Below are 21,104 nucleotides of genomic sequence, written 5' to 3'. Positions count from 1 at the left end.
ACTATGACGACTTATAATTTTTCAGCCGGTCCAGCAGTTTTACCAAAAGATGTTTTAAAAAAAGCTCAAGAGGAGCTTCTTAACTATAAAGCTAGCCAAATGTCCGTGATGGAATTAAGTCACCGCTCCAAACTCTTTGAAGACATTATCAAGGGTGCGGAAGATTTACTCAGAAAATTAATGAACATTCCAGATAACTATAAGGTTCTTTTCCTCCAGGGAGGAGCAAGCCTTCAGTTCACAATGATTCCACTCAATCTAGCTCAAAACGGAAAAGCCCTTTATGTTAACACTGGAGCTTGGGCAAAAAAAGCTATCGCAGCAGCCGAGGAATTGGATAATGTCCAGGTGGAGGTCATTGCATCAAGTGCAGACAAGAATTTTACTTATGTTCCGCAGATTGATCCCCAGAAGATTGACCAGGATGCAAGCTACCTTCATATCACAACCAACGAAACCATTGGGGGAATTACCTACAAGGAAATTCCAGATACTGGCAGGGTGCCTCTAGTAGCCGACATGTCATCGAATATTTTGGCCAACGACTATAAGGTGGAAGACTTTGGCCTAATTTATGCTGGGGCCCAAAAAAATATTGGGCCTGCAGGTCTAACCCTTGTCATCATCAGAGAAGACCTAATAAAAGACGATTTAAATCTGCCCCCAATGCTTAGCTACAGCGTGTTAGCCAAAAACGACTCTATGTACAATACACCTCCAACATATTCTATCTATGTGGCAGGTCTTGTTTTTGAGTGGCTTGACCAATTGGGCGGCCTTGAAAATATCCTCAAAGAAGATGAGGAAAAAGCTAAAATTTTGTACGATTACATTGATTCAAGTGACTTTTACCAAAGTCCCGTTGATGTACGTTTTCGCTCAATAACAAACATTCCCTTTATCACGGGAGATTCTGAGCTCGATAAAAAATTCAATGAAGAAGCTAAAAAAAGAGGCTTTGAGAATTTGAAGGGTCACAGATCTGTCGGTGGGATGAGGGCCAGCCTTTATAATGCCTTTCCCCGTCAGGGAGTTGTGGCTTTAGTTGATTTTATGAAAGAGTTTGAAAAAGAAAATAGGGAGAAGTAAATGTACAATTTAAAAACCTTTAATGCCATTGCCCAAGAGGGACTGGATAAATTTGATAAAAGGCGCTACCAGATTAATGAAAGTGACCAGCCAGATGGAATTATCCTTAGAAGTCAAAATCTAAAGGACTACGACTTTCCTGAGTCTACTCTTGCTGTAGCAAGGGCAGGTGCTGGAACTAATAACATTCCAGTTGACCTTTGTAGCGATAAGGGGATTGTTGTCTTTAATACGCCAGGAGCCAATGCCAATGCCGTTAAGGAGCTGGTCCTTGCAAGTCTTCTTTTAAGTGTTCGCCCAATCCTTCAGGGAGCCAACTGGGTTAAAACACTTAAGGGAGAGGATACCGAAAAGCAGGTTGAGGATAACAAGAAGCAATTTGCAGGGCATGAACTTTTAGGGAAAAAGCTAGGGGTTATAGGCCTTGGATCAATCGGAGCCATGGTCGCAAATGATGCCTACAGGCTTGGTATGGACGTAACAGGATATGATCCTCATGTATCAGTAGATGTTGCCTGGTCTATCTCAAGGCGGGTTAAAAGGGCTAAAAATATGGAAGAGGTATTAAGAAATAGTGATTTCGTTACTATTCATGTCCCCCTTTTAGATTCAACCAGGGATTTAATTGGCCTAAAAGAGCTTTCTTTAATGAAAGAATCAGCCAGTCTCTTGAATTTTTCACGGGGTGAGATTGTAAATGTTGAAGGAGTCATTGAAGCCTTAGAAGCCGGAATGATTTCAGAATATGTTTCAGACTTTGCTGATCCTAGACTAATCCAGGCAGATAAGGCTTTAGTCCTTCCTCATTTAGGTGCATCAACTGAAGAAGCTGAGGTCAACTGTGCTAAAATGGCTGCCTCAACCCTTAGGAATTTCCTAGAAAGTGGAAATATAAAGAATTCTGTCAACTTCCCTAATGTAGAGATGGACTTCCAGTCACCATATCGTTTAACCATTATTAATAAAAACATTCCCAACATGCTTGGGGTTATTTCTTCTTTAATTGCCCAAGAAGAAATTAATATCGACAACATGGTTAATAGGGGTAAGGGGGAATATGCCTATACCCTTGTTGATATAGCTAATAGCTCTGATGATAAGATTGAAACAATAATTGAAAAATTAAGTCAAGATCAAAATATTATCAGAGTTCGTGCCATCAAAAACAAGGAGGTTTAATCGTGGTCAAAGTAAAACCATTCAAAGCAATTAGACCCAATAAGGAGCTTGCAGACCAGCTAGCAAGCCTTCCCTATGACGTTGTATCTTCTTTGGAGGCTAAGGAGCTAGCTGAAGGTAATCCCTATTCTTTCTTTCATATAGATAAGGCAGAGATTGATCTCCCAGAAGATTTATCGCCCTATGATGACAAGGTTTACAAGCAGGCTGACGATAACCTTATCGCCTTCAAGGACAAAGGTTGGTTCGTTCAAGATGAGAGTAACAAATACTATATCTACCAGCTGACTATGAACGGAAGGGCTCAGACAGGACTAGTTGCCACAACCTCAATTGACGATTATATAGAAGGAAAAATCAAGAAGCACGAATATACCCGTCATGAAAAAGAAATCGATAGAATCAATCACATTAAGGCTACTGATGCCAACACAAGTCCCATCTTTTTGACTTATCGAGGACTTTCTGACATAAGTACAATCATTAATGACTGGAAGAAGGCTCATGCTCCAATCTATGACTTTACCAGCTACTATGATGTCAACCACAAGGTTTGGCTTTTAGATGATCCAAAAATTATTGAGGACTTAGAAGAAGCCTTCAATCAGGTCGATAGCCTTTATATAGCTGACGGTCACCACAGGACAGAATCAGCAGTAAAGGTTGGACTTGAAAAAAGAAAAACAAATCAATCAAGTCCTGAAAGTGATTATTTTCTTTCAATTCTTTTCCCAGACCAGGAGCTTGAAATCCTCGAATACAATCGTATTTTAAAAGTTGATTTGCCGGTTGATTTTATGGAACAAGTGGCTCAATCCTTTGATATAAAGGAAACTGAGTCAACTAAACCTCAAGAGGCTGGAGTCATAAACATGTATTTGAATAATAAGTGGTATCAATTGACCATTAAAAAAGAACTCCTGGCAGATGATCCAGTTGAAGGACTAGACGTTTCCTACTTACAGACCAAGGTCTTTCGTGATATCTTTGAAATTGAGGATATCAGAAGTGATAAGAGGATTGACTTTGTTGGAGGAATTAGAGGAAGCGAAGAACTTGTTAAATTAGTCGATTCTGGTGACTGGGATTTGGCCTTTGCCATGTATCCAACTCAGATGAAGGACTTATTAGAGGTAGCTGACGCGGGACTCATTATGCCACCTAAGTCAACCTGGTTTGAACCCAAGCTTTTATCCGGCCTCTTTTTACATGATTTAGAGACTAGGTAAGTAGTTTTAAAGAAAAAATTGACCTTAATGGTTAATTTTTTTTTATTTTTTTGCAAAAAAAGCTTGCCAAATATTTAATCTCATGTTATTCTAATAAAGGTTTAATAACAACCGTACCAAAGACAGTAGGTGGAGTAATCCGTAAATCCTACCGAGGACGAAGATTATCGATGAAATAAATGATATTTTTTGTACTCTCTGTGTTTTGGGCAAGAGGGTTTTATTTTGCCCACAGAAATAATAATGGAGGTAAAAAAATGAGTGAAGCAACAATTGCTAAAAAAGCAGAACTAGTTGAAGTTTATGCACAAAAATTTGCTGACGCTACAAGTGTTGTAGTTGCAGATTCACGTGGACTTACTGTTGAGCAAGATACTGTATTACGTAAAGAATTACGTGAAGCTGGTGTTGAATTCAAAGTAGTTAAAAACTCAATTCTACGTCGTGCAGCTGAAAAAGCTGGACTTAACGAACTTGCTGAATCTTTCGTAGGACCAAGTGCAGTAGCATTCTCAAATGAAGATGCAATCGCACCTGCTAAAATCCTTAGCGAATTCGCAAAAACTGCTGACGCACTAGAAATTAAAGCTGGTGTAATCGACGGACAATTCTCTTCAAAAGAAGAAATTGCAGCTATCGCATCTCTACCAGGACGCGAAGGATTACTATCTATGCTACTTTCAGTACTTCAAGCTCCTGTCCGCAACGTGGCATACGCTATCAACGCCGTGGCAGAATCAAAAGAAGACGTGGCATAATTTTAGACTTTCGGTTTAAAAATTACTACGCATATTAAAATTTAAAAAATAGGAGAATAACAATGGCATTAAACATTGAAAACATTATTGCTGAAATTAAAGAAGCAACAATCTTAGAACTTAACGATCTTGTAAAAGCAATCGAAGAAGAATTTGGTGTATCAGCTGCTGCGCCTGTAGCTGCTGCTGGACCTGCTGCTGCTGCTGAAGAAAAAACTGACTTCAACGTTGAACTTATCTCTGCTGGAGATAAAAAAGTTGCAGTTATCAAAGCTGTACGTGAAATCACTGGTCTTGGACTTAAAGAAGCTAAAGAACTTGTTGATGGAGCTCCTGCAATGCTTAAAGAAGGTGCATCTAAAGACGAAGCTGAAGAAATCAAAGAAAAAATCGAAGCTGCTGGTGGAGCAGTTGACCTTAAATAATCTTTTCTTAGATTTAGAAAAAGAAGAACCTCGTGTTCTTCTTTTTTTGTGCTCCAAATCCTTTAAAAAATAAATTGTGTTCTTTTTGTGTTTTTTGTAAAAACTACTTGACAAAGCTGTAAAAGACTCTAGACATGGGCCCTATCTCATTCTTGACTTTAAATGGGCATTTAAATTACTATAGATAAATAGAATATATGTTATAAAATTCATATGAAAGGAAGAAAAAATGAAAAATTGGCAGAAACTTATTCTAGTATTTGTAGTAGCAATTATTGCCCTCTTTAGTAGATTTGTCCTCCACAATAATTACCTGGCTGAGACTATAGTTACAGTCGTTGGTCTTTTACTGGCCGGATCAATGTTTATCGGAATGATAAAAACGATTAAATCAGGATCTTACGGGGTTGATATCTTAGCTATTACAGCAATATTATCAACCTTGGCCATTGGAGAGTATTGGGCAAGTCTTATCATCATTGTAATGCTTGTTGGAGGAGATTCTTTAGAAGACTATGCGGCTCACCGGGCTAGCCGGGAACTTGATTTACTAATCTCTAAAAGTCCAGTCAGAGCCCACTTGCAGGCTGAAAATGGTCAAGTGACAGATATTGATGTCACAGAAATTAAGGTTGGTGATGTCCTCCTTGTTAAACCCCTTGAACTTGTACCCGTTGATGGAAAACTCCTATCAACTGAAGCAGAAGTTGACCAATCGTCTCTTACTGGTGAAAGTAAGCCTGTTAAGCTAGCAAAAGATCAAGAAATACTTTCAGGATCAATTAACGGAGACAGTAAAATCCTAATTCAAGCAACCAAACTTGCTAAGGATTCAAAATATCAACAGATTGTTTCTCTGGTTAAAGAAATCAAGGAAAAACCTGCCCACTTTGTAAGAATGGCTGATCAATATGCAGTCCCTTTTACAATTATCTCTTATACAATTGCTGGACTGGCTTGGATTTTTACTAGAGATGTTCACCGTTTTGTCGAAGTTTTAGTTGTAGCAAGTCCTTGTCCCTTAATTTTGGCAGCTCCCATAGCCTTTATTGCCGGAATGAGCCGCCTTTCAAGGAATAATGTTCTTGTTAAAAGCGGTACAGTCATTGAAAAATTAGCAGCCATAAAAACAGCCTATTTTGATAAAACAGGAACCCTTACCAAGGGGGATATGGCCATTGATCAGGTTATCCCTGCAAGTAAAGACTACAGTCAAACTGACATTTTAAGACTTGCTGCAAGCCTTGAGCAAGCCAGCAACCATATTCTTTCCCAGTCTATTATTAAAGGAGCTAGAGATGAACAGCTAACTCTTCCTCAAGCTGATGATTTAAAGGAAATTGCAGGAGAAGGGCTGACTGGTCAGATTAATGGCAAACTTTATAAGATCGGTCGAGATAGCTTTATTGGTCTTAAAGCAGCTCCTGACGCATCAACAAGCGTTTACCTATCAGAAAATGGCAATTATATCGGAAAAATTACCTTTACTGACGAGATAAGACCAGATGCTAAAGAGGTAGTCAGCGATATGACAGGCCAACTTGGAATTAAAAATGTCATCATGCTTACAGGAGATGACAAGACTGTGGCAGCTAAAGTTGCTGGGGAGCTTGGTATTCCTAAATTCTACGGGGAACTTATGCCTGAAGAAAAACTTGATATCATCAAAAAAACGCCAGCTGATGAAAAACCAGTCATGATGGTTGGGGACGGAATAAATGATGCCCCCTCTCTTGCATTTGCTGATGTTGGGGTGGCTATTGGTAGCAAGGGTGATTCAACCATAGCTAGTGAAAGTGCTGACCTTGTCATCCTTAAAAATGATCTAAGTAGCCTGGTCAAATCAATCAAGATTAGCCGAGATACCATGAAAATTGCCAGGCAAAGTGTTTGGATTGGAATTTCAATCTGTATAATCCTGATGCTTGTCGCAAGTACAGGCTTAATTCCAGCCATTGTTGGGGCCTGCCTTCAAGAAATTGTTGATACAATAACCATCTTACATGCCTTAACAGCCTTAAAAGACAGGAAATAAGAGGGTATTTCAGTTAATATTATAAAAAAATATTAAATTAAAGAATTTTTAACCGAAAAATCCCAGAAATATATTAGAAACCAAAAGATACCAAGAAATTAAATATTCCTTGGTATCTTTTTATATTTGATTTATTATTAGATACTTTTAAAGAAAATTTTTTAGAATTTAAAACCAAGAAGGGAAGACTAGGGAAAAGTTCAAAAAATAAATTAAAATTATTAAAAAAACATGGAAGTTGAAGATTTGAATAAATGGCGTAAATAAAGGGTTTCAGTTAACATCCAATAACATCTTTCCGAAAAACTATAATTTTCTTGAAAGATGTTGAAGCCTGTGATAGACTACTATTAGAATTATTTACTCAAAAATTTTAATTAAATTAGAAAGAAATAAATTTATGAAACGTGAACGTCTGCTTGAAAATATTGAAGATTTGAAAAAGATCATGCCAACCTATGTCCTCGAATACTACCAATCAAAATTAACAGTTCCTTATAGTTTGACCACCTTATATGAATATCTCAAGGAATATAATCGATTTTTTACCTGGATGATTGAATCTGGTGTCTCCAAGGCTCCTAAAATCTCAGATATTCCCCTTTATGAGCTGGAACATCTGGCTAAAAAGGACTTAGAGGCCTATATTAACTATTTAAGGGAGCGTCCTAAACTTAATACCCATTCAACCCAGTACGGGGTCTCTCAGACGACCATTAATCGTACCTTGACATCTTTGTCCTCTCTTTTTAATTACCTGACTGAGGAGGTTGAGGATGAACACGGTGAGCCCTACTTCCACCGCAATGTCATGAAAAAGGTTGCTACCAAGAAAAAAAGGGAGACTTTAGCTGCAAGGGCTGCAAACATTAAAAATAAACTCTTTTTGGGTGATGAAAGTCAGGATTTTTTGGATTTTATAGCTAACAGCTATGAGGAGAGCCTGAGTCCTAGGGCCTTGTCATCCTTTAAAAAGAATCTTGAGCGAGATTTGGCCATTATTGCTCTCATGCTGGCTTCTGGAATTAGGCTGTCTGAAGCTGTTAACATGGATACTAGAGATATCAATTTAAATATTATGACTGCTGAAATAACTAGAAAAGGAGGAAAACGTGATGCTGTAGCTATTGCCCCCTTTGCAGGACCTTATTTGGAAGAATATATAAAGATTAGGGATCAGAGGTATAAGCCTGAAAAAAATAATACGGCTTTTTTCCTAACGACTTATAAGGGGGTTGCTAACAGAATGGATGCTTCTTCTATTGAAAAAATGGTTGCCAAATACTCTCAAGCCTTTAAGGTTCGAATTACGCCCCACAAACTGCGACATACGCTAGCAACTAGACTTTATGCTGAAACTAACTCCCAGGTACTTGTTAGCCACCAACTAGGCCACTCCAGCACCCAGGTGACTGACCTCTACACCCATATAATTGATGAGGAGCAGAAAAATGCTCTGGATAAATTGTAAGATAAAAAATACCCCTAAGCAGATTGCCCGGGGTATTTTTTATCAATACGTATGCGAATAGTAATCAAGAATGGGGCAGTCAGCCAATATTAGGGCTCCTCCTAGACCGTGCTCCAATTTTCCCATTTCTAATTTCCTCATTTTTGCTGAAAGAGTTTTTGCCAGAGGTATAGGGAAAATTACAACAAAGGACTCATTCCATTGTTTACCCAGGGATTCAATTATGATGCCAGAGGTATTCCACTTCCAACTATTAGATGAAGTTTTAGGCTTTCCATTATTAGTTTCATCCCAGACGGTCCGATCCTTAGGGATTTTAAAGTTTATGTCATTCGACTTTGCTACAACGCCAACATAGCCATCCCTTGCGAATTTTATCCACAAGATATCCCGTCTATCAGCTAAATCACAAGTATCCTTAAGTTGATCATATAATTCAGCAAGATATTTCTCGGAATCATGAGAAGGTATTTCATAGATATTTTTTTTAAATGTCTTTACCCCCATTTTTCCGAGAAATTCATTACCTATCCGAACTACTTCTTCTACAGGAAAAGGCGCACGTTTGGCCTCCTCCCTTGCTTTGTTCAGTCTTGAATGCTGATTGTAGTGAACCGATGATTCCTCTTTAGGAGGGCGCTTGGGAATTAAGTAGTTCTCAATTTTCATGGTATTTCCCTTTCTCTTATTGTTTATGGTTAACCATCTTATCAATGGTGTTTAAATCTTCTGTTGATAAACATCCTTTTGAGTCATTCGGTATAATTAGATGAAGATTTGAAGGTAAAGTCAAATCAGAAGGAATTCGCCATGCATCATTATCTGCGCAAATTACAGTACTTGTTGGATGGCTGCTTGCAAATCTTAGAATTTCTGATGTTTTTTTCCAAGTTCCTTTCGAAGCATTATCAAAAATCAATTTATCAGAAGCCTTAAATCCAAGCTGTTTCTCAATTTGAGCTGTTTCGCTTTCACGATCTGTACACCAGACTATTTCGCAATTCTCCTTCTTAGAAAACGCCTTTAACCAATCCACGATGTATCGTGGAATTGCTAGATCCCCTCGCCCCCAGGTCTCTATCTCTACGGCATCAGAACCTCTATAATTTAGAGGGGCTAGTGTGTCGTCAACGTCCAGCAAAAGATAAGTAGTTTTCATAAAATCTCCTTAAATTTTTTATTCTACATTGTAGCGAATTTATTTTACAAAATGAATTATAAAGGAAATCGAAATTTTTTTCAAATAATAAGGTACATAAACCTTAAAATTTTCGTATTTATATAAATACGAAAAAAAGAAGACAAGATTTGCCTCCAATACCATCATCTATTTCAGCTTATTTTTAAAATCAGAGAGCATATTGCTTAAAATTTCGTGATTAATAGGAGCGACTAGATTTTTCAGATTGTTTTCCAAACTTTCAAATTCATAATCTATCGTTTCTAATTCATCCATAGAAGCAACCTGTCCCGTTTTATTCAGGATTAAAGCTCCCTTAAGGAGGAACTTTAAGGTTACCCCAATTGTTACACTCCTGGTATCAGTAAATGAGGGCAATATGTATTTCAGATCCCTTATTCCCTTATCTGTGTGCTCACTTAATTCAGCTTTGATGCTGGTTGATTTCTCATACTTCATTTTATTTAAAGGAATGGAGGTAGTATCCTCAATAATTGGAATCCAATTAGAAATGCCCCGCGTTTCCCTGAATGCGCGAGTCAAAATTTGGCTTTTTGTAATATCTCTTTCTTCAGCCTCTTTCCCATATAGTTTCTTCAGCTCTTCGAAATAAAACAATACTTCACCTGAGACTCGCGCTTGAAATTCCGCCATTTTTACTACCTCTTTCATTAATCGTTAATCTATATGCCTTATTTTATAGGGAGTTAGGCCCATTGTCAAAAATTTTATAAGACCTGGTACCATAAAAATTTTTGACAAAAAAAGAAGCCGCAGCTTCTTTTTCTTATAAATCTGTGTAGTCTTGTAGAGCTTCTAGAGCCCTATTAGCAATATTTGTATAGCGCTCTTTCTTATCACGAATGCGTTCAGGCCATTCTTCAATAATTCCAAAGTTTACATTCATTGGTTGGAAGTTTTTGCTATTGGCATGTGTAATATAGTAAGGAAGGGCTCCAAGTGCTGTAGTTTGCGGTAGGATGACCTCTTCTTCTCCCTTAAAGAGACGAGCTGCATTAATCCCTGCTACAAGCCCACTTGCTGCTGACTCAACATAACCTTCAACCCCAGTCATTTGACCAGCAAAGTAAAGGTTGTCTTGTTTTTTCGAACGGAAGCTTTGAGTAAGAAGATTTGGTGAATCCATATATGAATTACGGTGCATTACCCCGTAACGGACGAATTCAGCATTTTCAAGACCTGGAATCATTTGGAAGACACGTTTTTGCTCACCCCATTTTAGGTGGGTTTGGAATCCTACGATGTTATAAAGACTGGCTGCTGCATCATCCTGACGGAGTTGAACAACTGCATAAGGAGTTTTGAAGTCGCCGTCACGTTTTCCTGTATAATCATCTGGATACTCAAGACCAACAGGTTTCATTGGTCCGTAGAGCATGGTTTTAAAGCCACGAGCTGCCATAACCTCAATGGGCATACATCCTTCAAAGTATTTTTCCTTTTCAAACTCAGAAAGTTTGGCAACCTCAGCATTGATTAGGGCTTCCTGGAAGGCAACAAACTCTTCCTTGGTCATTGGACAGTTCAAGTAGGCTGCTTCACCCTTATCGTAGCGGCTCTTCAAATAAACTTTGTCCATGTCAACTGTTGAAATATCGACAATTGGAGCTGCTGCATCGTAGAAATAAAAACCATCACCATCATTAAGGGCGTGAATCTTTTCAGCAAGTGCATCACTTGTTAGAGGACCTGTTGCAACAATTGTAATTGCATCTGTTGGAAGTTCTGTAATCTCATCACGAATAACCTCGATTAATGGGTTATTGTAGATCTTATCTGTTACAAGTTGTGAAAATCCCTCACGGTCAACAGCAAGAGCCCCACCAGCAGGAACACGAGTTTCATCGGCTGAATTAATAATAAGACTATCCATCTGACGCATCTCTTCCTTCAAAAGACCCACAGCATTGGTAATCGAATCACCACGAAGGGAATTTGAACAAACAAGCTCAGCGAAATTATCTGTTTTATGTTGAGGAGTTGCCTTAACTCCACGCATTTCATATAGTTTTACCGGAATGCCACGTTTAGCAATCTGATAGGCTGCTTCAGAACCAGCAAGACCAGCTCCTATAACATTAATATAATCTTTCATTTTAAATCCTATACTTTTTTATTCTGGAATAGAAAAAACATGAATGATCATGCTTTTTCACCCGTAATTTCTATTTTACCACATTTTCTTCATAGTCGCCCTGGCTACAAACAACTTGTTTGCCCCCACCACGAACTTTTTTCTCTACTAGATAGTGGCCACATTTAGGACAATCGCGTCCAATTGGCTTATCCCAGCTGGTAAATTCGCAGTCAGGATACCTATTACATCCGTAGAAAAGACGATTTTTCTTAGTCTTACGTTCAATAACTTGACCTTCCTTACATAGGGGACAGGTCACACCAATTTCCTTGACGATAGCCTTGGTATTATGGCAGTCAGGGAAATTGCTACAAGCGTAAAATTTACCATATTTACCAAGTTTAATAACCATGGGATGACCACAAACATCACAGTCAAATCCAGCCGGTTCATCCTTGATTTGGATTTTTTCCATTTGGTCTTCAGCTGTTTCAAGTTCTGTTGAAAAAGGTTTATAAAATTGATCTACTACTTCAACCCATTTCCTTTGACCCTCTTCAATCTTATCAAGATTATCTTCCATCTCAGCTGTAAATTTAGCATTTACAATATTAGGGAAGAAATCAACGATTAGGGTGTTAACAATCTCACCGAGCTCAGTCGGTTCGAAACGTTTGGCATTGAGTTTTACATAATAACGCCTTTGAATGGTCTCAAGGGTTGGTGCATAGGTTGAGGGACGTCCAATACCATTTTCTTCCATGGTTTTGATTAGAGTTGCCTCACTGTAGCGGGCTGGAGGTTGTGTGAAGTGCTGCTCAGGTTTAAGGCTGTCTTTGACCACAGTATCGCCTTCAACCATGTCAGGAAGCATCTTATTCTTGTCAGCATCATTATAGACGGCCATGTATCCATTGAATTTGACCTGGCTCCCATTAGCCACAAACATAACTCCGTTTTGTGACAGGTTAACCTTCATGGTATCAAAAACCGCAGGTGTCATCTGGCTGGCTACAAACCGGTTCCAAATCAAGGTATAAAGCTTAAGCTGATCCTTATCCAGATACTTGGCAATAGCCTCCGGAGTATTTTGAACATTAGAAGGACGAACGGCCTCATGGGCATCTTGAGCCCCTGTTGAATTTTTGACCTGGCTATCATGTTTACTGTATTCAGGCCCAAAATTATCAGTAATATAGGCTGCAGCTGCATTTTGGGCTACCGGACTTATCCTGGTTGAGTCAGTACGCATGTAGGTAATAAGACCTTGCTGACCTTGAGTTCCTAGAGTAATCCCTTCATAGAGCTGTTGGGCCACCATCATGGTCTTACGGGTTCTGAAATTGATTTTATTAGCAGCATCCTGCTGGAGGCTACTAGTTGTATAAGGAAGCGGTGCATTACGCTTACGTTCTCTTTTTTCAACCTTATCAACCGTGAAATCTTTTCCGTCCAAGCGGTCCATAACTTCCAAAACATCTTCATTATTATGAAGTTTTTTCTTTTTCCCGTCTACCCCGTAAAAGGCAGCTGGAAATTTCTTGGCACCTTTTTTAAAGTTACCGTCAATTGTCCAGTACTCTTCAGGAATAAAAGCATTGATTTCCTGCTCGCGGTCAATAATAAGCTTTAAGGCAATCGACTGGACACGTCCAGCAGAAAGTCCCTTCTTGACCTTCTTCCAAAGAATGGGGCTAATTGAATAACCGACCAGGCGGTCAAGAATCCTCCGAGCCTGCTGGGCATCAACTAGATCAATATCAATCTTTCTAGGATGGTTAAAGGCCTCTTTGACCGCATCTTTTGTAATTTCATTGAAAACAACCCTATTGTCATCTTCAAGATCAAGTCCTAGAATATGGGCTAAATGCCAGGCAATAGCCTCTCCTTCCCTATCCGGGTCACTTGCCAGATAGACTTTTTTAGCATTCTTCGCTTCTTTTTTCAGTTCTTTAATAAGGGGACCTTTCCCCCTTATATTTATATATTCAGGTTCATAATTATTTTCAATATCGACTGACATGGCTGACTTTTTAAGGTCTCGCACATGACCAACACTTGCCACTACCTTGTAGTTACGTCCAAGATACTTTTCAATGGTCTTGGCCTTTGCTGGTGATTCGACAATAACGAGGTTTTTCTTAATTTTTCCTCTTTTTTTAGCCACCTTTTTCTTAGGTGTTTTACTTGTAGTTTTAGTTACCATTATTCTTCTTTCTTTAGTAAAAAATATTTTCTAAAAGATTTCAACTAATGATAATAGCTTTTTTACTACTTGTCAACAAATATTGTTTTTCTTATAGGAGAAAGTGAATTTTATTTTTCAGAAAAAACCTTGAAAATCATTTATATATAAGGGATTAAGGAGATTTTCTAAGTCAAATGAAAAAATTAAATAAGATACTCTTCTAGAATATCCTGGCCACATGTTACAAGCTTAGCTCCGTCCTGAATTAACTTATTACAGCCACTAAAATTACCCTCTATAATGGATCCGGGGACAGCAAAAACGTCTCGTCCTTCTTCTGTGGCTCGCATAGAACTTATAAGACTGCCACTTCTAACTTTTGCTTCAACTACTACGAGACCCAAACAAAGACCAGCTAGAATCCTATTGCGTTCTGGAAAGTGAAACTTCTTTGCCTCCTCATCTGGAAGGTATTCTGAGATTAGAAGATGATTCCCTGCAATAAAATCTTGGAGTTTTTTGTTTTCCTTAGGGTAGTACTTGCTGAGACCTGTACCTATAACTGCTATTGTTTGACCCCCGTTTTTAAGGATTGACATATGACTTGCTGTGTCAATCCCTCGGGCAAGGCCTGATGCGATAACAAATTTATTGCCAAGTTCTCGAATTAACTTGTAGGTCGCCTTAAGTCCTAATTCACTTGCCTGCCTACTTCCAACAAAGGATAAAATAGGCCTTTCAAGAAGGTCTACATCACCTGAATAAAAGATTAAGGCAGGCGGATTATAGATTTCCCTAAGCCTTGCAGGATACTTGTCATCAAAAATAGAAAGGGAAGGATATTCCAAATACTTTTCCCTTTCTTCCTTTATATCCAATGATTTATACCTATCTAAGAAAATTTCAGGATGTTTAACTCCTGCTATTTTAGCTGCCTGCCTCAGGGAAATATTGTAATCAATTGAGGTCAGTTTTAAAATACCAAGATTGGTCATTCCTGCCCGTTTTAATTTATAGATGTCAAAACCATTTGTTAATCTCATAGCCTGGTAGCCTCCTTTCTATAAAATACGAAGTTTTTAGAGAAAGATACCAAACAAAAAAGCACCAAGGGTGCTTTTTTATTTAATCATACTTTTAATGGGCTCAAAGGATTTACGGTGGATGGGAGTGATCCCTAGTTTTTTCAGACCTTCCAGGTGATTTTTAGTCCCGTAACCTGCATTATGAATAAAGTCATATCCCTGGTAGATTTCATCATAATCAGCCATCATTTTATCCCTGGTTACCTTGGCTACAATACTCGCTGCAGCAATGGACATGCTTCTTGAATCACCCTTGATAATACTTGTTTGAGAGACCGGAAGATCGAGCTTCATGGCATCAATTAAAAGATGTTCAGGGACTAACTCCAAGCTTTTTAGGGCTTCAAGCATGGCAAGCTTAGTTGCCTCGTAAATATTAACCTGATCTATGGTCTGACTATCAATAATCCCAACACCAATATCCAAGGCTGTATCAAGCACCCCCTGGTAAACTTCCTCGTGTTTTGCCTTGGGAATTTGCTTGCTGTCATTTAAGGCTGGAATTTTAGCCCCCTTGGGCAAGATTACAGCTGCAGCCACGACTGGCCCTGCTAGGGGACCACGCCCAACCTCATCAATCCCAGCGATTAGCTCAATTCCCTGATTGTTTAAGGCTTTTTCAAACTCCAGTAGGCCTTCCAGGCGAGCTTCCTCCTGGGCTGCGACCTCAAGTTCTCGTCTTCTTTTTTTCAAGGCACTTTGAACGCCAGCCCGTGGGTCCTCTTCGTATTTTTCAAAAGCCAGGTCATCTAGACGAGTAACCAGAGCCAGTTCTTCCTTGATATCTTTAATTGTCTTTTTCTTGGTCACTTCTAGTCTTCTTCGTCTTCTAATTCTAAGGTGAAATCTTCAACCCGGTCAAGTGTAAATTTTCCTAATTTTCCGTCCCTTATATCCTTGATAAAAAGGTCATAAAAGCGGTCATAATCTTCTTTAAAGCCAAGCTTTTTAGTCAGGTAGATAATTAAATCAACTGGACTTAGCTCTAAATCTTGGGTACTTAATTTATATCTTTTAACCAAATCATCCTGGTAATTTTCAAGGAAGTACTCCATCCCAAAGATTGTAATCTCATCCTTTGGAATCAGGTCATCTTTGATTGCCCCCGTAAGAGCAAGCTTAAGTCCTACTAGTTGATCTTCAAATTTTGGCCATAAAATCCCTGGTGTGTCTAAGATTTCAAGGTCTTTATTGCTGCGGATCCACTGTTGACCTTTAGTAACTCCCGGACGATTTCCAACCTGGGCTGCTTTTTTCCCGGCTAGGCGGTTAAGGATTGTTGATTTACCAACGTTTGGAATACCTATAACCATAACTCTAATGGCACGCTCCTGGATTCCACGAGCCTTATCTCGAGCGATTTTTTCAGCAAGAACATTCTTGGCAGCAGCTGTTACCTTTTTGACTGTTGCCTGCTCTTTAGAGTCAATTAATAGGCTATTTAGTCCTTCTTTTCTAAAATAGTTTTGCCATTCGATTGATAGTTTTTCATCGGCCAAGTCCTTCTTATTTAAAATTAACAGGCGAGGTTTATCACCAATAATTTTTCCCAACATGGGATTTCTTGATGACATAGGAAGCCTTGCATCAACAAGTTCAAAGACAATGTCTACATATTTTAAATTTTCCTGTACCTGACGGCGAGCCTTGGACATGTGCCCTGGGAACCATTGGATTGTTGCCATATTTATAACTCCTTGTTTCTTAATAAATTCTTATTTATTTGCGTGATACCAAATCCCCCTTATTATACCAAATTTTAAGCAGCTTTTCAGGAGATTGTGGGTATATAAAATTAAAAAAACTCCCTTTTTAAAGGAGTTTTTCATGATTTTATTCTAATTTTCAAGGACATCTAAAAGTTCATCAATAGTAGAAAAATTAAATCTTGCCTCCTTACATGGACGAGGACCTATATGAACTGTTAGTAAGCCTAGATTATTTGCTGGAAGTATATCGTTATCCTTAGAGTCACCAATCATTACGCTATCAAGGGGATTTATGTTATTTGCATCGAAAACATGCTTAAATGCCAGTAGTGATGGTTTTTCATATCCAATTATTTCAGAGATATAGGTAGGAAATTCCTGGTAAAAATTAGCCTTTTTAAGCTTTGCTGTCTGCTCTACTTCACTTCCATTAGTAAGGATGTAGATATTTTTATTCCTTAATTTTTTAAGTCTTTCAAGAAGCGCGTCTTGGGGTACGATTTGTTCAATTAGAATGTCAAAAATTTTTGAAAAAATATCCTGGCTTTCAGCTTTGGTCAAATCAATCCCGTATTTTTGAGCCGTTAGCTGATTCCTTTTATACCTGAGTTCATCAAGGGAGATTTTGCCTGCTGAAACATCTGGCCATAGTTTTTTATCATATGACAAATAAGTTTCCATTAAATTATCAAAGGAATCTAGTTTTTTCAACCTTGGGGAGTTCTCATAAAAAATTTTATGGGCTGCTAGCCAATAACCATGATAGTCAAATAGGGTATTATCCCAGTCAAAAATCAAATTTTTCCTGCTTCTAAGTTCACTTATATCTTCAACCAATTTTTAACACCAATCCCTTATTATTTTATTCACATAATCATCCTAGCAGATAGCTAAATCAAAAGCAAATTATACAGGGATGTTATTCTTAATACAATCAAAAAACGTTCGTATTTACGAACGTTTTTCTTACCTGTCGGAGTTTCTTCCGACATTAACTGATATTCTTTACTCAAATATCTGATAAAAATCTTGGATGCTTAGTTTAGCTTTTTCCTGACTATTTAAGTCCTGAGCTATTTTTCCGTCCTGCATAACTAAGAGGCGGTTACCGTATTTCAGGGCATCTTCCATATGGTGGGTAATCATGAGTGAGGTTAATTGATCTTTTTTAACCAACTCATCAGTAAGTTCCATTAGGGACTTGCTTGTTTTGGGGTCAAGGGCTGCCGTATGCTCATCTAACAGGAGAAGGTCTGGTTTTTTAATGGTTGCCATAAGAAGACTTAGAGCCTGCCTTTGACCTCCTGAAAGGTTTCCTGCTGGTGTATCCAGATGCTTTTCAAGACCGTTGCCGATTTTTGAGGCCAGTTCAGTAAACTCTTTTTTATAGCTTGCAAGCCGTCTAGGAACCAGTCGTCTTTTTTCACCTCGAAGCCTGGCTACAGCTAGATTTTCAGCTAGGGTCATTCGGGGAGCCGTTCCCATCTTAGGATCCTGGAAGACTCTTGAAATATACTTGGCCCGGACTTCAGGAGATTTTTTAGTCATATCCTCACCCATTATAAAGACCTGACCACTTGTAAGGGAAAGATTTCCAGCAATGGTATTAAAAAGGGTAGATTTACCTGCTCCATTTCCCCCAAGAACTGTAATGAAATCTCCCTGGTTAATGGTCAAGTTTACTTGATCCAGGATAACTTTTTGTTCATCACTACCATTATCAACTACCTTGGTTGCGTTTTTTAACTCAATTATTGCCTGCATTTATCTTGACCCCCTTGAAGAATTTGTCCTTTAATGTTGGGATAATTAGACAGATTGCAAGGATAATCGCACTGAATAATTTTAAGTAGTTGGTATTGAAACCTAGGCGGATTATTAGCATGATAATGATTTGGTAGAAAATACTTCCAATCACAATAGCAATTAAACGCTCAAGAAGACTTACATTTGCAAAGAAAACCTCTCCGATGATAATACTTGCAAGACCGATTACAATAACTCCAATCCCCTTGTTGATATCAGCGTAACCATCACTTTGACTTATAAGCCCTCCTGCAAGGCCGATTATACCATTTGACAAAACAAGTCCCAAAAGCTCCATCTTATCAGTATTAATCCCAAGAGATTGGGCCATATCAGAATTGTCTCCAGTAGCTACAAAGGCCTGACCTAAATTGGTATTTAAAAAGAAGATCATAAGTGATATTACTAGGCAGGCTGCTAGAAGGCCAAGAACTAAGATTGAAAGATCTTGATTTTCAAAGGGTAGGTAGTCCTGCAGGCGCTTGTTGTCCAAAAGTCCTAGGTTGGCCCGGCCCATAATCATAAGCATGATTGAGTTACAGCTGGTCATGACCAAAATACCAGCTAGAAGGGTTGGAACACGTCCTTTGGTATATAAAATACCAGTTGTAAAGCCTGCTAGAGCTCCTGCCAGAAAGGCTGCAAGGGTTGATACAACAGGGTTAAAGCCATGACTAATCATGGTTACAGCCACAGCACCACCTAATGGAAATGAACCCTCTGCGGTCATATCAGGAAAGTTTAAAATCCTGAAGGTTAGGTAAATCCCAAGCCCTAAGATGGCCCATAATAAACCTTGATTGATGGTTGATAAAATCATAAATTATCCTCTTATTTGATGTGTTATGAAAAACTCGCGATTAAGGTCACGAGTTTTACTTGTTATTTTACCTTGTCTGCTTCAGCCAGTAATTTTTCTGGTAAAGTAATTCCAAGTTTTTTTGCTGCTTCTTCGTTGACGACTGGTTTAACCTCGCTAAACTCTTCAACAGGAAGATTTGAAACTTTTTCTCCCTTAAGTATCTTGGCAGCCATTTTCCCAGTAGCCTTACCAAGATCATATTGGTTAATGGCTACAGCCGCAAGACCACCTTGTTCGACCATGGTATCAACACTTGGGAAAACAGGTTTTTTAGCCTTGTTTGCAATATTAATTACTGTTGGAAAGGCACTTGCTACTGTATTATCCATTGGTGTATAAAAGGCATCTACCTTAGAAGTCGCAACTTCCATGGTTGCTGAAATTTCATTTGTTGAAGGTACTGCATACTCAATTACTTCAATTCCAGAAGCTTCTGCTGCTTTTTTAAACTCAGCCACCTGTGACTTAGAATTGTCCTCACTACTTGAATAAAGGACACCGACAGTTTTAAGGTCTGGTAAAACTTCTTTCATTAAGTCAAGTTGTTTGTCAACAGGAAACTTATCAGATACACCTGTAATATTCTTATCAGGTTTTTCAAGATTGCTGATAAGTTTAGCACCCACAGGATCACTTACAGCTCCCATGATAATTGGAATACTTGTTGTTGCATTGGCAAGGCTCTGAGCAGCAGGTGTTGCAATCCCAACGAGAACATCATTCTTCTGGGCTACAAGCTCCTTACTCATGGTTTGAAGCTTACTTTGATCACCTTCACCATTTAGGAAGTTAATCTTTATATCCTTATAACCTTCTTCAGATAAACCTTCCTTAACTCCCTTGTAGATTTCATCAAGGGCTGGGTGAGTTACAAACTGTAAGACACCGATTTGAAGGCTATCACTTTTGCTGTCCTTTTTCTTATCAAGCTGAGGTAGGACAATTGCAGCTAGGGCAAGGACTACAAGACCAAGCAGGGTAAACATTAGTTTTTTATTTTTCATAATTTTCTCCTAAATTCTTCCTATTGTACTGACAATTTGTTAAGTTTGTCTGCAAAATCCTTATTAAAATTGCTTGAACTATCAAAGTAGATAACCTTTGTTTTTTTGTCTCCCTCAAAGAAAACAACAGCTATCCTATCCTTCATATCAATTTTTAAATCCTGCACCAACTTATTAGGGTAAACTTCTTCATAAATATAGATTTTACGATTTAACTTGGTATCTCCCTTACTTTGATCAACATAATCGTAAAACTTTTGATTTAAATCCTCATTCTTAGGATCTATGAAAATAACAGTTGTAGCTAAATTACCTTGTAAAACCTTGCTAATATCCTGAGTTGATGTATCTGCAATTTTATCATTTGTAGCAACATTTAAAACCGCATCAAGCTGCTCTGCCCGGATATTTTTTCTAAAAGTTGGAATTAATAATAGAAAAATAAGTACTAAAATTCCTAAACAAAGTTTAAGATCTCTTGAAAGTTTTCTGGCATCAGTTCTCAAATCTCCCCCTCCTTTCTAAAAGTAAAAATATAGAAAATTATTGATTTCTTAATTATACCTAAAAGCGAGATGCACCGCAAGCAAATTCCTGGGCAAAGTGATAGAATAGGGGTGAGGAGGATACATATATGTACTTAAAAATTACTGATGAAGCACAAGAAAAAATCAAAAAAATGATAGGTGATAAACCAGCCAAATTAATCTTTGACATGGATGACGGAAATGGATTGCTTTCACGCAAGGGATCATGTTCACTTTTCAACCATTTTAGAATCCTCTTAGTCGATCCAGATTTCACTGATCCTGTTTATGATAATCAAATGGATAGTGATTTAGGTCCTATGCCCTATAAAGGCTATTCAAAGAATTACCTATCTGATAAAATGAAACTATCACTCGAAAACTTCAGACTTTTCCTAACTTGTGATTATGAAAGTCTTGACCGCAATTTCGAAATAATAGATTTTAGGAATAAATAAA

Annotated in this window: 21 protein-coding genes and 1 other annotated feature; of the genes, 8 read left to right on the top strand and 13 right to left on the bottom strand. The window is 38.2% G+C overall.

The window, feature by feature from the left end:
- The first annotated feature begins 3 nt into the window (after positions 1–3).
- From serC to xerS, 7 genes are all read left to right on the top strand, one after another.
- Complete coding sequence (gene serC / locus OZX60_03575) at positions 4–1,089, top strand: 3-phosphoserine/phosphohydroxythreonine transaminase (protein ID WEV45823.1); 1,086 nt, start codon at positions 4–6, stop codon at positions 1,087–1,089.
- Positions 1,090–2,268 carry a phosphoglycerate dehydrogenase gene (locus OZX60_03570; protein WEV45822.1) on the top strand — a complete coding sequence of 393 codons (1,179 nt, stop codon included), beginning with the start codon at positions 1,090–1,092 and terminating at the stop codon, positions 2,266–2,268.
- A gap of 2 nt (positions 2,269–2,270) precedes the next feature.
- On the top strand, positions 2,271–3,497 hold the full coding sequence (locus OZX60_03565) for a DUF1015 family protein (GenBank protein WEV45821.1): 1,227 nt from the start codon (positions 2,271–2,273) through the stop codon (positions 3,495–3,497).
- Positions 3,498–3,595: 98 nt separating this feature from the next.
- Positions 3,596–3,730, top strand: a sequence feature (ribosomal protein L10 leader region).
- A gap of 24 nt (positions 3,731–3,754) precedes the next feature.
- Positions 3,755–4,255: a 50S ribosomal protein L10 gene (gene rplJ / locus OZX60_03560; protein WEV45820.1), complete on the top strand. Its 501-nt coding sequence runs from the start codon at positions 3,755–3,757 to the stop codon at positions 4,253–4,255.
- A gap of 62 nt (positions 4,256–4,317) precedes the next feature.
- Positions 4,318–4,680, top strand: a complete 363-nt coding sequence (rplL, locus tag OZX60_03555; protein ID WEV45819.1) for a 50S ribosomal protein L7/L12 — start codon at positions 4,318–4,320, stop codon at positions 4,678–4,680.
- Positions 4,681–4,909: 229 nt separating this feature from the next.
- A complete protein-coding gene (locus OZX60_03550; GenBank protein ID WEV45818.1) occupies positions 4,910–6,715 on the top strand; it encodes a heavy metal translocating P-type ATPase in 1,806 nt (601 codons plus the stop codon).
- Positions 6,716–7,115: 400 nt separating this feature from the next.
- Positions 7,116–8,186 (top strand): tyrosine recombinase XerS, encoded by a 1,071-nt coding sequence (xerS, locus tag OZX60_03545; protein ID WEV45817.1) that lies wholly within the window; start codon positions 7,116–7,118, stop codon positions 8,184–8,186.
- A gap of 42 nt (positions 8,187–8,228) precedes the next feature.
- On the opposite strand, the gene OZX60_03540 is transcribed toward xerS, so the two are convergent.
- From OZX60_03540 to OZX60_03480, 13 genes are all read right to left on the bottom strand, one after another.
- A complete protein-coding gene (locus tag OZX60_03540; protein WEV45816.1) occupies positions 8,229–8,855 on the bottom strand; it encodes a hypothetical protein in 627 nt (208 codons plus the stop codon).
- 16 nt (positions 8,856–8,871) lie between these two features.
- Complete coding sequence (locus OZX60_03535; protein ID WEV45815.1) at positions 8,872–9,345, bottom strand: hypothetical protein; 474 nt, start codon at positions 9,343–9,345, stop codon at positions 8,872–8,874.
- Positions 9,346–9,513: 168 nt separating this feature from the next.
- Positions 9,514–10,038 (bottom strand): hypothetical protein, encoded by a 525-nt coding sequence (locus tag OZX60_03530; GenBank protein WEV45814.1) that lies wholly within the window; start codon positions 10,036–10,038, stop codon positions 9,514–9,516.
- Positions 10,039–10,153: 115 nt separating this feature from the next.
- Positions 10,154–11,482 (bottom strand): methylenetetrahydrofolate--tRNA-(uracil(54)-C(5))-methyltransferase (FADH(2)-oxidizing) TrmFO, encoded by a 1,329-nt coding sequence (trmFO, locus tag OZX60_03525; GenBank protein WEV45813.1) that lies wholly within the window; start codon positions 11,480–11,482, stop codon positions 10,154–10,156.
- A 70-nt stretch (positions 11,483–11,552) separates the two neighbouring features.
- A complete protein-coding gene (gene topA / locus OZX60_03520) occupies positions 11,553–13,670 on the bottom strand; it encodes a type I DNA topoisomerase (GenBank protein WEV45812.1) in 2,118 nt (705 codons plus the stop codon).
- A 185-nt stretch (positions 13,671–13,855) separates the two neighbouring features.
- Positions 13,856–14,695: a DNA-processing protein DprA gene (dprA, locus tag OZX60_03515; GenBank protein WEV45811.1), complete on the bottom strand. Its 840-nt coding sequence runs from the start codon at positions 14,693–14,695 to the stop codon at positions 13,856–13,858.
- 78 nt (positions 14,696–14,773) lie between these two features.
- Complete coding sequence (locus OZX60_03510) at positions 14,774–15,547, bottom strand: ribonuclease HII (GenBank protein ID WEV45810.1); 774 nt, start codon at positions 15,545–15,547, stop codon at positions 14,774–14,776.
- Between the two features lie 2 nt (positions 15,548–15,549).
- A complete protein-coding gene (gene ylqF / locus OZX60_03505; protein ID WEV45809.1) occupies positions 15,550–16,422 on the bottom strand; it encodes a ribosome biogenesis GTPase YlqF in 873 nt (290 codons plus the stop codon).
- A 153-nt stretch (positions 16,423–16,575) separates the two neighbouring features.
- On the bottom strand, positions 16,576–17,283 hold the full coding sequence (locus OZX60_03500) for an HAD family hydrolase (protein WEV45808.1): 708 nt from the start codon (positions 17,281–17,283) through the stop codon (positions 16,576–16,578).
- A gap of 168 nt (positions 17,284–17,451) precedes the next feature.
- A complete protein-coding gene (locus tag OZX60_03495; GenBank protein WEV45807.1) occupies positions 17,452–18,210 on the bottom strand; it encodes an ABC transporter ATP-binding protein in 759 nt (252 codons plus the stop codon).
- On the bottom strand, positions 18,194–19,072 hold the full coding sequence (locus OZX60_03490; GenBank protein ID WEV45806.1) for an ABC transporter permease: 879 nt from the start codon (positions 19,070–19,072) through the stop codon (positions 18,194–18,196). The genes OZX60_03495 and OZX60_03490 overlap by 17 nt, the downstream gene beginning before the upstream one ends.
- A 62-nt stretch (positions 19,073–19,134) precedes the next feature.
- Positions 19,135–20,118 (bottom strand): tryptophan ABC transporter substrate-binding protein, encoded by a 984-nt coding sequence (gene trpX, locus OZX60_03485; protein WEV45805.1) that lies wholly within the window; start codon positions 20,116–20,118, stop codon positions 19,135–19,137.
- 20 nt (positions 20,119–20,138) lie between these two features.
- A complete protein-coding gene (locus tag OZX60_03480; protein ID WEV45804.1) occupies positions 20,139–20,624 on the bottom strand; it encodes a hypothetical protein in 486 nt (161 codons plus the stop codon).
- A gap of 128 nt (positions 20,625–20,752) precedes the next feature.
- Between OZX60_03480 and OZX60_03475 the strand changes: the two genes are divergently transcribed.
- On the top strand, positions 20,753–21,103 hold the full coding sequence (locus OZX60_03475) for an iron-sulfur cluster biosynthesis family protein (GenBank protein ID WEV45803.1): 351 nt from the start codon (positions 20,753–20,755) through the stop codon (positions 21,101–21,103).
- Position 21,104 lies beyond the last annotated feature (1 nt).

This window comes from Streptococcaceae bacterium ESL0687, assembly GCA_029392475.1.
GTDB lineage: Bacteria > Bacillota > Bacilli > Lactobacillales > Streptococcaceae > Floricoccus.
Note: the sequence above shows the minus strand (reverse complement) of the source record. Positions and strands in the feature narration are given on the sequence as shown.